Source organism: Dawidia cretensis (assembly GCF_018598175.1).
Lineage (GTDB): Bacteria > Bacteroidota > Bacteroidia > Cytophagales > Cyclobacteriaceae > Ohtaekwangia > Ohtaekwangia cretensis.
Window position 1 is genome coordinate 101901 of sequence record NZ_JAHESE010000008.1, and the last position, 12385, is coordinate 114285.

Annotated in this window: 14 protein-coding genes; 6 read left to right on the forward strand and 8 right to left on the reverse strand. The window is 47.9% G+C overall.

Annotated elements, in window-relative coordinates; translation table 11 throughout:
* Window positions 1-45: 45 nt before the first annotated feature.
* The 3 genes from KK062_RS10845 to fahA are packed head-to-tail and all read right to left on the reverse strand — an operon-like array spanning window position 46 to window position 2680.
* A complete protein-coding gene (locus tag KK062_RS10845; RefSeq protein ID WP_254084317.1) occupies window positions 46-924 on the reverse strand; it encodes a flavin reductase family protein in 879 nt (292 codons plus the stop codon).
* Window positions 924-1400 (reverse strand): hypothetical protein, encoded by a 477-nt coding sequence (locus tag KK062_RS10850; RefSeq protein ID WP_254084318.1) that lies wholly within the window; start codon window positions 1398-1400, stop codon window positions 924-926. The genes KK062_RS10845 and KK062_RS10850 overlap by 1 nt, the downstream gene beginning before the upstream one ends.
* Window positions 1397-2680 (reverse strand): fumarylacetoacetase, encoded by a 1284-nt coding sequence (gene fahA, locus KK062_RS10855; RefSeq protein WP_254084319.1) that lies wholly within the window; start codon window positions 2678-2680, stop codon window positions 1397-1399. The genes KK062_RS10850 and fahA overlap by 4 nt, the downstream gene beginning before the upstream one ends.
* A gap of 145 nt (window positions 2681-2825) precedes the next feature.
* On the opposite strand from fahA, the gene KK062_RS10860 reads away from it, so the two are divergent.
* Complete coding sequence (locus tag KK062_RS10860; protein WP_254084320.1) at window positions 2826-4187, forward strand: methyltransferase RsmF C-terminal domain-like protein; 1362 nt, start codon at window positions 2826-2828, stop codon at window positions 4185-4187.
* A gap of 1203 nt (window positions 4188-5390) precedes the next feature.
* On the opposite strand, the gene KK062_RS10865 is transcribed toward KK062_RS10860, so the two are convergent.
* On the reverse strand, window positions 5391-5690 hold the full coding sequence (locus KK062_RS10865; protein WP_254084321.1) for a HigA family addiction module antitoxin: 300 nt from the start codon (window positions 5688-5690) through the stop codon (window positions 5391-5393).
* Between the two features lies 1 nt (window position 5691).
* The gene (locus KK062_RS10870) at window positions 5692-5973 is read right to left on the reverse strand and encodes a type II toxin-antitoxin system RelE/ParE family toxin (protein ID WP_254084322.1); all 282 of its coding nucleotides are present in this window, start codon (window positions 5971-5973) and stop codon (window positions 5692-5694) included.
* Between the two features lie 149 nt (window positions 5974-6122).
* On the opposite strand from KK062_RS10870, the gene KK062_RS10875 reads away from it, so the two are divergent.
* Window positions 6123-6614 carry a phosphatase domain-containing putative toxin gene (locus KK062_RS10875; protein WP_254084323.1) on the forward strand — a complete coding sequence of 164 codons (492 nt, stop codon included), beginning with the start codon at window positions 6123-6125 and terminating at the stop codon, window positions 6612-6614.
* Between the two features lie 9 nt (window positions 6615-6623).
* On the opposite strand, the gene KK062_RS10880 is transcribed toward KK062_RS10875, so the two are convergent.
* Window positions 6624-6980 carry a winged helix-turn-helix transcriptional regulator gene (locus KK062_RS10880; RefSeq protein ID WP_254084324.1) on the reverse strand — a complete coding sequence of 119 codons (357 nt, stop codon included), beginning with the start codon at window positions 6978-6980 and terminating at the stop codon, window positions 6624-6626.
* 117 nt (window positions 6981-7097) lie between these two features.
* Here KK062_RS10880 and KK062_RS10885 point away from each other — a divergent pair, with 117 nt between their 5' ends.
* A complete protein-coding gene (locus KK062_RS10885; protein WP_254084325.1) occupies window positions 7098-7799 on the forward strand; it encodes a DUF8817 family protein in 702 nt (233 codons plus the stop codon).
* A 122-nt stretch (window positions 7800-7921) separates the two neighbouring features.
* Here the strand turns inward: KK062_RS10885 and KK062_RS10890 are convergent, their stop codons facing one another.
* Both KK062_RS10890 and KK062_RS10895 read right to left on the reverse strand, forming a co-directional pair.
* A complete protein-coding gene (locus tag KK062_RS10890) occupies window positions 7922-9136 on the reverse strand; it encodes a hypothetical protein (protein WP_254084326.1) in 1215 nt (404 codons plus the stop codon).
* A gap of 155 nt (window positions 9137-9291) precedes the next feature.
* Entirely contained in the window at window positions 9292-9654 is a 363-nt protein-coding gene (locus KK062_RS10895; protein WP_254084327.1) for a hypothetical protein, read from the reverse strand.
* Window positions 9655-9854: 200 nt separating this feature from the next.
* On the opposite strand from KK062_RS10895, the gene KK062_RS10900 reads away from it, so the two are divergent.
* The 3 genes from KK062_RS10900 (at window position 9855) to KK062_RS10910 (ending at window position 11823) form a co-directional block, all read left to right on the forward strand.
* Window positions 9855-10247, forward strand: coding sequence for a hypothetical protein (locus KK062_RS10900; RefSeq protein ID WP_254084328.1), 393 nt, complete (start codon window positions 9855-9857; stop codon window positions 10245-10247).
* Window positions 10248-10411: 164 nt separating this feature from the next.
* A complete protein-coding gene (locus KK062_RS10905; RefSeq protein WP_254084329.1) occupies window positions 10412-11176 on the forward strand; it encodes a hypothetical protein in 765 nt (254 codons plus the stop codon).
* A gap of 146 nt (window positions 11177-11322) precedes the next feature.
* Window positions 11323-11823 (forward strand): hypothetical protein, encoded by a 501-nt coding sequence (locus tag KK062_RS10910; RefSeq protein WP_254084330.1) that lies wholly within the window; start codon window positions 11323-11325, stop codon window positions 11821-11823.
* Window positions 11824-12385: the final 562 nt, after the last annotated feature.

Genomic DNA, 12385 nt, shown 5'->3' on the forward strand with positions numbered 1-12385 from the left:
CTGACGCCTTGGTGCTAAAACTTGCGCCAGCCGCACATGAGTTATTTACCCATGATGCGCCAGCAAAAGCATCATCCACGCTTCCTGCACTTTCCCATGCGTAAGAAGTAAATGCGCATGCTGATGCGCCGCATTCGTACCCTTCTGCAACACCTGATGTATCCCTGCTCTCAACCGATACTGCTGACATTCCGTCGCATCAGGCAGCTTCTCAATATTACCTAAGAGGCCAAGATCGTTGCCCGTTAGAAAATGACTATAACGTATCATAGGCGGTATTGCATCCACGCCAATGCCCAACCGATCCACCGGCTTTGGCACTTTAAAAATCGAATCGCCCTGCACCCGGCAATACCAATCGCCCCCCAAACGAGCCACAGCATCGAGCTTAAACGGATCAATCCGCCCATCCGCGTCCAGTATCTCCTCGCGAATGTGCATATAGATCACCTCGCACAAAATAAGATTCCCCGCACCGCCTTCATTCCCCGTTGGCACGACCTGCAACACCTGGCATTCCATCGCTACCGGTGCTTCCGCTACCCGCGGCGGAGCCACTTTCACCGAAGGCGCTTCGGTAAAGCCCGCCTTGATAAACTCATTCACACCCTTAGCATACTCGGTACTCGCCAGCGAGGCTTGTTGTACCATGGCATAGTTTACAATGTTGATCACGACCTGCTGTACTTCGAGTACATTCTCCAAGGTATGCTTGGTTGAATTATCGCGTACACGCCGCGACGGTGAGAAGACCAGAAGCGGCGGGTTGGTACCAAAGACATTAAAGAAACTGAAAGGACTCAGGTTTATACGCCCTTCTTTGTCGACCGTGCTGGCGAATGCGATCGGCCGCGGTGTCACGGCCGATTGCAGATAATGTTGCATTTGCGTAAGTGAAATCTCTTTCGGGTCGATGGTCAGCATCAAGACGGAGTTTTATCGGAGGGTGTTTGTTGATTCATGATGGGCGATTCGGGAAACGGCTCGTGCGGCACGCGCAGTGTACCCCACGCGTAACCAAAAACAACGGCCAGGATAGCCGGCAGCAGGTATGCTCCCAGGCGAAACCGCAATCCCGTATGGCTGTAGCTCCACGCTGTAAAATCTACAGCCGTCTTTACCAGCATCGCCACGGCCGCGAGCAACAATAGCGCTAACACAACCTGGCCAACAGGCCGTTTCCAGATGCCGCGCTGAACAAAAAATCGCACGGCTTCCGCGAGCGCTACGGCAATTCCGACCACCAGCGATACCGTGACCAGCGTCTTGGGAAACGTGCGCAGATAATGGTACTTATAAATAATCAGCCCGATCTTACCCAACAGGTTGGGACTTCGCAGCAGCACGCTGTCCAGCACCACCAGCGCGGCAATGAACAGGTAGAAATTTACGCGCTTCATGAGCGGGCGTGGGTTGCTGGTTGGATCATGCCACGACATTCACCAAAGCCGATGCGCACGCCGTTCTTCTCCGCATAGCCCCGCATAATGACGGTGTCATGGTCTTCAATGAAAGTACGTTGCGCTCCGTCAGGCAGGTGCAGCGGCTTTTGGCCGTTCCACGTCAGCTCCAGCAACGAGCCGTATGAACCCGGCGAAGGGCCGCTGATCGTACCCGACGCGTACAGGTCCCCCACTTGAATGTTACAGCCATTCACGGTATGGTGTGCCAGCTGCTGGCCCACATTCCAATACATATACTTGAAGTTCGTGCGGCATACGGTAGCGGGCTCCGCGTTGCCGGCTTGCATCAGCACTTCGAGTAAAATATCAAAGTTCTTCTCCCCTTCGTATGCCAGGTACGGCAACACGTGCGGGTTCTGCTCGGGCCCTTTTACGCGGAAGGGCTCCAGCGCATCCATCGTCACGATCCAGGGCGAAATGGTGGTACCAAAGTTCTTGGCGAGGAACGGTCCCAGGGGCACATACTCCCATTGCTGAATGTCGCGTGCGGACCAGTCGTTGAGTAATACCAGACCGGCCATATACTCTTCCGCGTCGGCGGTGTGAATGGCATTTCCCAACGCCGTCTCGCCGCACGTCACAAACGCAACCTCCAATTCAAAGTCCAGCTTTCGTGTAGGGCAAAAGACAGGCAGGTCGCTGTCGGGTGGTTTGATCTGTCCCTTGGGACGTGTAATGTTCGTGCCCGTCACAACAATCGACGACGCGCGACCGTGATAACCGATCGGCAGGTGTTTCCAATTGGGCAGCAGCGCGTTCTTCGGATCGCGAAACATAGAGCCCACATTGGTCGCATGCTCTTCGCTGCTATAAAAGTCGGTATAGTTCGCAACTTTTACCGGCAGCAGCATCTGCACTTCGCGGGCGGATACCAGCGCCGCATCACGGGCATCGGCGTCCAGCTCGTCGTTGGAGTCGCGCAACAGCTCGGAGACACGTTCGCGCACCTCGCGAATTTTCTTGCGGCCCAGCCCCAGGAACTCATTGAGTGTAGGCTGTATAAAAATATCGGCAGGTAGGTGCTGGCCCTGAAAGTAGCCGTTGGTATTGAGATAGGCCAGGTCGAGTATGTCCGCGCCGATCGCAACACCCGCCACCGGCGAGCTGTTCTTTCGCAAGAAGATGCCAAATGGCAAATTCTGAATTGGAAAATCACTTCCGGCGGGAATGGATACCCAACTTTTCAGACGAGGGTCGTTGGCATTGGTTTGCACCATGGATTGATCAGTTTTATAGGGCTTCGTATAGTGTACGAGGCGTCTAAGGTAAGGGGTTTACCCCATCTGCAACAACGCCTGCTGACAGAATTTAATAGTTGTCGCCAGAACATCTTTTTACTTACTTTTACCGGCTGTGAATGGTATGACGCCCGTCTTTCCTCCGGCTTTTGAAGCTCGCATGCGGCAGCAACTTGCGGGTGCGTGGGATGCCTTTGTGGCCGCCCATACAACACCACCGCCCGTCAGCCTCCGTCTCAACCCGCGAAAGCCCGGCCCGGATCAATACACAGCGTCTATACCCTGGTGCGCTACCGGACGGTACCTGCCGGAACGTCCCGTGTTCACCCTCGACCCCGCCTTGCATGCCGGCGCCTATTACGTGCAGGAAGCCAGCTCGATGTTCCTCGAGCAGGTACTTCGCCAGGCAGCAGACACTACGGTACCCTTACGCGTACTGGACCTCTGCGCCGCACCCGGCGGCAAATCCACGCACCTCAGTAGCCTGTTATCACCGGACAGTCTGTTGGTCTCCAACGAAGTGATCCGTAGCCGGGCCGGCATCTTAGCCGAGAACCTCCAGAAGTGGGGCAACCCCAACAGCGTCGTCACGCAAAACGACCCCGAAGACTTCACACCCTTACAAGGATTCTTCGACGTCATGGTCGTAGATGCCCCGTGCTCGGGCGAGGGCCTGTTCCGCAAAGACCCCGACGCCATGGAGGCCTGGTCGGAAGACAACGTACAGCTTTGCAGCGCCCGCCAACGCCGCATCCTCCGTGACGTATGGCCTGCATTAAAGACCAACGGACTGCTGGTATACTCCACCTGTACCTATAACCGGCTCGAAAACGAAGAGAACCTGGCCTGGCTCCGCGCAAACCACGACGTCGAATTTGTATCATTATCTATACCGGCTGAATGGGGTATTGAGACCATCGACGAAGATGGCATCGTTGCCTATCGCTTCGCACCACACCGCACACAAGGCGAAGGATTCTTTCTCTCCGTCATCCGCAAACGCGCCGGTCAGGCAGAAGTAAGTTTGCGACTGTCGAAGCCCGTGTTTGCAGCGCCCACAAAAAAAATACTCGACCAGGTAACAACGTGGGTCCAAACCTCCGAAGACAAAAGCTTCTTGCAACGCGAAGACTTGTTGCAGTTTGTTCCCGCATCGCAAGCACAGGCCATTGCGTTCCTCTCCCGCCATCTGCACCTGGTAATCGCCGGCACGTTCGTCGCCACGCTCAAGCATGACAAGCTCATCCCCGAGCACTCCCTGGCATTGTCGACGGTCTTACAACAAGAGGCCTTCCCTACCCTGCCGGTGTCGTACGAGGAAGCCATACAATACTTACGCAAAGAGACGTTGCCCGGCACGGGCACTGGTAAAGGCTTCGCCCTGATCATACATAACGACCTGCCCTTGGGCTGGGTGAATCAACTGCCAAACCGCCTTAATAATCTATACCCACCTGCGTGGCGCATACGGATGGGGGCGTCATGAACAAAATCAAATACCGACAGACTACCGCAGTTCAACCAGATCCTGAAACATGTTAGTAAACATTGAAATAATCTCGTCATTCATGCGCTCATAATTTGCATGACGTTTATTTACAATCAGGTACGCATTTGACTTTGCCTGGAAAGTATGCTTAAAGGTCTGCGTTCCCAAGAAGTACTCTGTAATCCTTTTGTACGTTCTAAAACGTTGTGTTAATTCAGTATCCTGGTTTTCTTCGCTATTTCGATTCACCTTAATACGCTCCTGCTTAAGTTTATACACTCCTACAAATGCGAAGGAGGCTAACTCGTTTTTTGCGAGTATATCAAGGGTTATATTAATCACCGTGCGTATCACGCGACTTGGGTTCACAGAGGTGAATCGATGGTTCAATACTAAATTATACTTAGTACTAAGATTCTTGTGGGCACGAAGGTGAAATTTAAGAGCATAAACTTTACGCGGATATTCATGAACCCGTACAATGTAATCCACGTCGGATTCAGTTTTGAATCGAAATATAATTTCCTGAATAACTTGAGCGTCCGGATGGTATTTGTTAATTGTGACTTGAGAATAGTCGTATCCTGCTTCAAACATTTGGATAAAATTTCATACATCGGGTAAACTTCAAACACCGGGTAACGGAAAAAAAATCCGTTACGGTACGAGGAGCGCGTATTTCGGGTGTTGTGCGCTTCTAACATCCTCATCCGAGCGAACCACAATGGTCAATGTAATATTTTTGCCATGTAACCTGGCATGCTTAAAATAAAGCATATTTCCACATTCGTCCACCCCGTAGCTTTTCAATGCTATTGAGGTAACATATTTTTTTAACGGCTTAAAGGTAACAGCTTCCATTTTACATCAATTTCAAATCGTCTCTTTCCCGGCGTAATAGGCTACGAATATATGCCGCAATTACAGAAATTGTAACGTATTTTTGTTAAAAAAGTTCACAAACTGGCGGTACCGCAGCACTACCTTATGCTCCCAATAGGTCACTACCACCAAAAAAAAAGCGTTTTTCTCGTCAAAAACCACTAATGTGGCTATTTGAAGCTTGAGCCCCCTTCGTCTTCATCAGGTGCTTTCCAAACGCCTGAAGCATATCCATCACTTTATCGATCGCTTCCCAAAGGCCGTACTTGTACAAGAATGGACTCTTAAAAATGAATTGATCTTTATCTGTACGGCGCTTCACGCCGCAGTGGGTTGATACCGTGCTATTGATTTTAAAATTTTAGATTTAGCTTGTAATGCCTCCTCAATATCAAAATCATCCTGAAGTCCAAGCCAGAATTTAGCAGTATTGCCGAAATATTTAGAAAGACGGAGCGCCGTATCGGCCGTGATTCTACGATTGCCTTTTAAAATTTCAGACATACGCGTTTGCGGTATGCCTATGTCTTTCGATACTTTGTATGCGCTTAACCCCAGCGGCGTTAAAAACTCTTCCTGCAACACTTCTCCCGGGTGAATGTTTCTTAATCTTTTCATACTAATGATAATCCATTATTTCTACCTCTGATGCATTTCCGTTATCCCACCAGAATACTATCCGATATTGATTATTAATCCGGATCGAATAATAATCTTTCAAATCCCCTTTTAATTTCTCAAGCCTATTGGAAGGAGGAATCTGTAGGTCCATAATGTTGTGCGAGTTGTTCAGCATCCTAAGCTTCCGGCGAGCAATCTCTTGCAACTCAACAGGAAGCCCCTTAATTCGTTCCCCTTCCCAAACCTTTTGGGTCTCTTTTGAACCAAATGAAATGATCATACTATCGTCTAACGTTACTAACGTCAAAAGTAACTATTTCGTTCTAAAAAACAAAGTTTTCCTAGCCCCTTATTTCCCAACAAATACCGGATTCGGATGGGCGCCTGGGTCCACGAGAAATTTCATTCTTTACTTTATACCTATTAACTATGTTCACCAAAATCTATTGGATCCAAAACAACCATTATGGCACACCCCTCGGCATTATGGCCAGACCGCGAGGAAATGACGCATTAGAAGATGAAATAAGAAACTTGAAAATGAGAGGCGTCCAGGTATTGGTCTGTCTGTTGGAGGACGCTGAAATCTATGAACTCGGGCTGAGGAACGAACAATCTCTCTGTAATAAATATGGAATCGAATATCTTCATCTGCCTATTCAAGATCGAGGAGTTCCGACAAGTTTACACGCTGTGAAAAAAATAGTGAAGCATGTGCAGGAGAAACTCCGTAACCAAGAGTCTGCCGTCATTCACTGCCGAATGGGAATCGGCCGATCTTCTATCATTGCCGGCGCCGTTTTATTAGATTCATCCAGGACGGATGGAGATGTCCTTGAATTTATTACACGCTCAAGAGGGTTGGCAGTGCCGGACACCGAAGAACAAGTGCATTGGCTAAAGCATTTCGATAGAAGTTGAACAATGTGGTTAGCGTTGACGTTTAACGGCCACTTTTTCGGTCTTCATCAGATGTTTTCCAAACGCCTGAAGCGTATCAATCACTTTTATCGAACGTTTCCCCAAAGCCGTAAGCTTATACTCGACACGCGGCGGTTTTTCAGAATATACCTGCCGTGTAAGCATTCCCTTCTTTTCTAAATCACGCAACTGGCTATACAACATCTTGTCCGTGATGTGTGGAATGATCGACCGCAGTACGCTATAACGAACGGGGCCTTTTCGAAGCGCCAGCAGGATGGGCATTTTCCATGTACCGCCGATAAACGCCATGCTCAGCTCGATGGGACTGTAGTATACACGGCCCTGATAAACAAAATCCGCCATCGGGTAAAGATAGGAAATCGTATAACCCGGGGGCCGTTACATACAAAAAAGTATGTAACGGGCAGCAGATGTCTTCGCTCGCTACCTTGCCGCCCCTAAAATTATCATACATACGCTATGCAAAACACAACAACAGAAACATGGACCACAGTCCCCATCCTGCCCTGCATCAATATTGAAGAGACGCTGGTTTTCTGGATGTCCCTGGGTTTTGTCACCACTTACAAGCAAACGCGCCCCTACCAATATGGTGTTGTTCAACGCGGCGGTGCAGCGCTGCATTTCGGCGGTGTCAAAGGAATGACTCCGGAAACCAATTATTACACCGGCTGCCTGGTCGCTGTTCAGGACGCCGCAGCCGTGTACAGAAACTTTACCCTGTGCCTGAAGGAACAGCGTGGCCGGGTGCCTCATGTAGGCCTGCCCCGTATTTCACGCATGAAGCCCGGTGCCACCCGCTTCACGCTAACGGATGTTGCCGGCAATGCCGTGATCTTTGTCAGTCGCGGCGAAAAGGACCAGGAAGAATGGGAGAAAGCGGAACATGCGTATCCCAGCCGGCTGGCGAAAGCCATCGCGCTGGCAGTACGGTTTCGTGACTACAAGAACGACGATGCCATGGCTGCCAGGGTTTTGGATAATGCGCTGCGGCATGTGGACGGCGAGCCCGCCGAACAGGTGGCCGAAGCCTGGATCATTCGCGCCAAGCTGGCCGATGCCGAAAAAGATACTCTCCTGGCCGCCAATTGCCGTGAACAGGCCAAACGACAGTCCCTTACAGAAGAGCAGTTACGCGCGTTACAGGAAAAGCACGGCTAAAAGCGCGCCGAAATGAACGGTGACGCCCCAGTAAAAGTCAAGTAGTATAGTAAGCGCAATTGGGCCAGCACTTTAAGTAGCCAGGGGCGAAAACCCCTGGCTAAAACAAGTCACTTTCGATCTTACAGCTTGATGACGGTTCCCCGGATAGGCTGACCGGACAGGTCGGCTACTGTTCCCGCTGCATCTATTGTCTTTAATGAGCAAACGGTGGCATTCTCACACGCTTCAATCACGGATAGCGCTGGCGTTAACGCGTAGAATTTCCCGTATTCGTTCGATGTAACGTTCACATCAACTTTTTCCACCGTCAGATCGTTGATATCGATTGTTACCAGGCGCTGGGTCTCGGAATCTGACTGGAAGAGGAAAATGGTCTGATCATGGATAGCGGAACCGTACGTGGTGAATACCGTATTCTCTTCGGTCAGGTCGACAGCCGATTCGTTCTTCACCAGATCAAAGAGATGTGTCGCGCCGGACGCCGCATCCGTGAAGAGCAAAAATTGTTTGTTCTGCCAGGGAAATTCGAACGGAATAGTATTAGACCACGTAGTAACAGGCATTCCGAAGTCCTTTTCGTATTGCAAAAAGCCCCCTGTTGTTGCCGACAGGGTGTAGATCTTACCGTCTCGAGAGACTGTCTTTAGAGTATGGTTTCCGTCGTGCCATAAAGCGACGCTGTTTGCGGTAAACCCCGTGATGTGACCCAGGCCCTTATCAATATAAAAGATTTGATCCTGGCCTTTAATGTACACCTCTTCACGTGCATCGATGTATAGGTCTGTCATGTATGAATCAACAGCCATTTCTGTACGCACGGCATCGGTCGAGAGCATGAAATTATCGACCCGGTACAATTTGTAGCTGACGTTGTCTTTGTAGAACCACTGGTTGTTAACGGTCGCCGATGAAAGCTGTGATGCCGGTGTAAAATGTGTTTTCACCGCCAGCCCGTTGTGCTTGTCGATGATGTACGACTCCTTACGCAGGTAGAACGAGATCAGAAAATACCGGTCGCCGATATCATTCACCAGGTATTCGCTAAAACCGCCATTCGGTTCGCCTTCGATATCAAAGCTTGTCTGCGCCACGGTGCCGTCGGGGTTGATCTTCTTCAGTGTTTCATGGAAGAAAGACCAGGACTGTGAATAGTCATAGGTCCTTTCGAGGTCGAAAACAGCCACCAGGCCGACGGCGCCATCAATATCTATTTTCTTCAGTACAGCGCCGTCGTTACCGTATTCTACGGGCTTTCCGATAGGGCTTCCATTTTCGCCAGAGCAGCAGAAGAGGAGTAATAGAAGTGCTAAAAAGGGTAGTAAAGATGGTTTCATAGCGATAGGTATATGATTTACAATATAGCTATGAAATTCTTGCCAAAAAAGTACGGCATGGCCTATTATATGCCAGGCCAGATTTAGGTGCACCAGTTCAGAATTAAGTACACCACCCTCGGATTTAAGTGGGCGCACACCACTATTAACTTGGATCAGGGGATGAAATGCTCGTTGTTCGTGAACGCGTCGACGCCGTTGTAAAATATAGCATGCAAATCGGATTCCCTTAAACGGTATACGTTGGTTTCATAATTTTTCGTATAAACATTATAGACTGCCAGATGATCCCAGATGTCCTCGTCCAGAAGATCGAGCAGCAGAAACGAATCATGTGTTGAAAGGAAATATTGATTCTGCGGGTTCTGAATCATTGCCGTGGCCAGGAGCACAAGATGATTCGGAAAGACATTTGCATCCAGGTTGTCGAGCACTAACACCTTTCCTTTGTTAGAAGCAATGGCTGCCAGGTAGAACATGAGCTGCTTAACGGTATCACCCTGTGACGAAAACGACATGGCCATAAGTTTGTCGCTACCTGGGCGATCCGTGCGGATTTTTGAGTCACCTACCAATTTAATCCCTGTGCTGCGCAACAAGGTGGTCAAGACCTCTTGCACGTCGGCCCTCCCCCCTATTAAATCGAACAGATTGTATCCGTTTAGAATAGCCAAATCGTCGCGGAAGTCCGGCCGGTAAACCGTTCTCGATATGTTTTATGGATATAAGACACACTTATGATAGTAAATTACCTTACGCGATTAGGGTAGTTCTGCATTCTGAGTGGTATATTGAAGAAGTTGGTCAATGGCCAAACGTCATTAATAAGTTTCCCGATCTTCATCTTACTATTGGACAACCTGCACAGCCGATGCAAGCATTTTATATTCACTCTATGACACAGAATAGCAAAATCAAGGATGTTGAAGTGGTGCCAAATCTCACTTTGCGTATACAGTTTGATAATGGATATACGATTATAGCACCTTCGATGGACGAGTATGTAGAGTATCCCTGGATTATCGATTCTGACGATGATCCGATGTTTCCCAATTTTTACTTCTGCTTAGATGGCGAAGAAATGATTATTTATTCAAAGCTGGATTCCTAGTTGTGGACATCGGAATTGTTCGATAGCGGAGAAAATTGAATGGGAGTGAATCGAATTGGTTTTTCTCTAAGATCTGGTATTCGAGAAGACTGATTTTGGGATTATAACATATCGAAATAACACCGCCAATAACTGTTACTACCTATTATTCGAATAAACCAAAAATGAAAAACGAAACTACTTGGTACATTGCCATTCTTTTAGTGTGTGCAGTGTGTGCAGGACTCTTTTTGTGGAGGGCTGAACTTTTTAATTTTCAGGTTCAAATTGATTCCCAGAAGTTCTCAGACTTCGGATCGTTTGTCGGTGGAATTTTCGGAACATTGAGTTTCATCTGGTTAATATTTACCCTTCGCGAAGCAAAGACGCAATCATTTGACAACTCATTTTATAATCACCTCGCGGTTCACGAATCGGTTGTGCGCGATCTACTTGTGAAGGGCCAACACATTAAAATAATCAACGACGAAATTACGACGCGACTTGATAAAATACCGCCCGAAAGTCTCACCGAGGAAGTTCGGTCAGAGTACCACAATTACAAGAACAAACCGGATGCCAACGATTACTTCGAAGCGCTATATCGGATGCTTCATATTCAGTACAAATACGAAAATAGAACGCCGGATAAATATTTCAAAGACTACACTTGGCAAATCGGGCACTTCCTAAGAAGTTTCACATCAGTTGCAGAACTGGTTTTCGAAGCCACCTTTTCGGAAGAGAAAAAAAGCTTTTATAGCAGAGTTATTAAGTCACGGGCGACAGACGATGAATTGAGATTAATATTTTACTTTGTTATATTCAATAGCAACTTACAAGAAAGAAGTAAATTATTACGAATGAGTAGGGCTCTTCATTTATTTGAAAATATAAAAGATAGCTTAATTAAATCGGATGACTGGAAAAAGTATATCGAAATGAGTTGATCATTACTATTGAGAGTAAAAATATTTGACCTAGCCCATGCAAGATATTCGTCTGTCCCACTTCCGCCGCATGTATCGCACTGAATTAACAACTTATATAGTAAAACAATGTATCATTGAATAATCCAATATTAAAAAGACATTATATGGTTCCTGTCAAATTATCTCTTTACTTTTTGCTTTGTTCAGCTAGCTTATGGATATCTTGTGAAACAAAACCCCAGCTAAAAGAACGAGACAAAGTCTTCCATGCGGGTCCTATTCCTGAGAACAGTGGTGTCGGCACTACTTATTTTGCTTTGTATAAAGGCGGCAAATATCAATTTTGTCAAGGAGACTTTATAAATCCTAATTGCTATACAGGTGACTTTGTTTTGTCTGGCGACACCATTACGCTTATAAGCCTTAAAAAACATGCAACCATTCCTTCCAATAGATTCTTAATTCGCCGATATGTGGACACGGACAGTAGTTATTGGCAATGGAAATATCCCAACCATAATGCAGATTGGCGAAGTGAGTACAAAAGTGATACCCTTATTGGTGCTTCGGGTGATATTTTGCCAATTGAACAAAATGGAGAAGTAGTTTTTGATCAGCGTAATTACTTTATTATCCGCTGGGATGAATTGAAGCAAAGCCAATAGGTCGGCAGGTAGCCCGGTCACGTCTCCGAATCGAACGCCGATCGAGAGCATCACGGTATAAGACTCGTCCGCAGGTGCCAGGTCTGTGCTTTGGTGACCGGCGGACACTTGTACCGGCGCGTACATGACAATCCTACTTACCGGCAAATGGCAGACTGTGACACCATTAAGGCCAGCCCCGATTTGCGGGACCTGAAGGATATCGAAGTAGGTGCGTACTTAAAACTGAACTTCAGGTGCGCCGTAATACCGTGTGTCGAACTATTGAAGCGTTGTCTTGTGCTTGCCCTCGGTTACAGGCTTACTACCACATTTTCCAGCGGACCCCGCCCTGAAAAACTGTCCCCGGATAGATAATAATGGCGCATTTGATGCCTGAATCTGCGTTTTTACGCAACAATTGTGGTGTGGGGAGAGCCATAGCAACGACAATATTTGACATGTTAACCGTATTGAAAACTTGTATAATAAGAACAACGATCGTACTTTTACTGTTATTAATAGCACCATCTCCAGGAATGGCAGCTTGATCACCTCCTATTGTTCCAGCACCTAATGGAAC

What these genes read in the sequence shown, in the direction of transcription:
- KK062_RS10885 (WP_254084325.1), top strand. Translation starts at nt 7,098, where the DNA reads ATGCAAAACACAACAACAGAAACATGGACCACAGTCCCCATCCTGCCC.
- KK062_RS10890 (WP_254084326.1), bottom strand. Translation starts at nt 9,136, where the DNA reads ATGAAACCATCTTTACTACCCTTTTTAGCACTTCTATTACTCCTCTTC.
- KK062_RS10850 (WP_254084318.1), bottom strand. Translation starts at nt 1,400, where the DNA reads ATGAAGCGCGTAAATTTCTACCTGTTCATTGCCGCGCTGGTGGTGCTG.
- fahA (WP_254084319.1), bottom strand. Translation starts at nt 2,680, where the DNA reads ATGGTGCAAACCAATGCCAACGACCCTCGTCTGAAAAGTTGGGTATCC.
- KK062_RS10870 (WP_254084322.1), bottom strand. Translation starts at nt 5,973, where the DNA reads ATGATCATTTCATTTGGTTCAAAAGAGACCCAAAAGGTTTGGGAAGGG.
- KK062_RS10900 (WP_254084328.1), top strand. Translation starts at nt 9,855, where the DNA reads ATGGATATAAGACACACTTATGATAGTAAATTACCTTACGCGATTAGG.
- KK062_RS10895 (WP_254084327.1), bottom strand. Translation starts at nt 9,654, where the DNA reads ATGTCGTTTTCGTCACAGGGTGATACCGTTAAGCAGCTCATGTTCTAC.
- KK062_RS10910 (WP_254084330.1), top strand. Translation starts at nt 11,323, where the DNA reads ATGGTTCCTGTCAAATTATCTCTTTACTTTTTGCTTTGTTCAGCTAGC.
- KK062_RS10880 (WP_254084324.1), bottom strand. Translation starts at nt 6,980, where the DNA reads ATGGCGGATTTTGTTTATCAGGGCCGTGTATACTACAGTCCCATCGAG.
- KK062_RS10860 (WP_254084320.1), top strand. Translation starts at nt 2,826, where the DNA reads ATGACGCCCGTCTTTCCTCCGGCTTTTGAAGCTCGCATGCGGCAGCAA.
- KK062_RS10845 (WP_254084317.1), bottom strand. Translation starts at nt 924, where the DNA reads ATGCTGACCATCGACCCGAAAGAGATTTCACTTACGCAAATGCAACAT.
- KK062_RS10905 (WP_254084329.1), top strand. Translation starts at nt 10,412, where the DNA reads ATGAAAAACGAAACTACTTGGTACATTGCCATTCTTTTAGTGTGTGCA.
- KK062_RS10875 (WP_254084323.1), top strand. Translation starts at nt 6,123, where the DNA reads ATGTTCACCAAAATCTATTGGATCCAAAACAACCATTATGGCACACCC.
- KK062_RS10865 (WP_254084321.1), bottom strand. Translation starts at nt 5,690, where the DNA reads ATGAAAAGATTAAGAAACATTCACCCGGGAGAAGTGTTGCAGGAAGAG.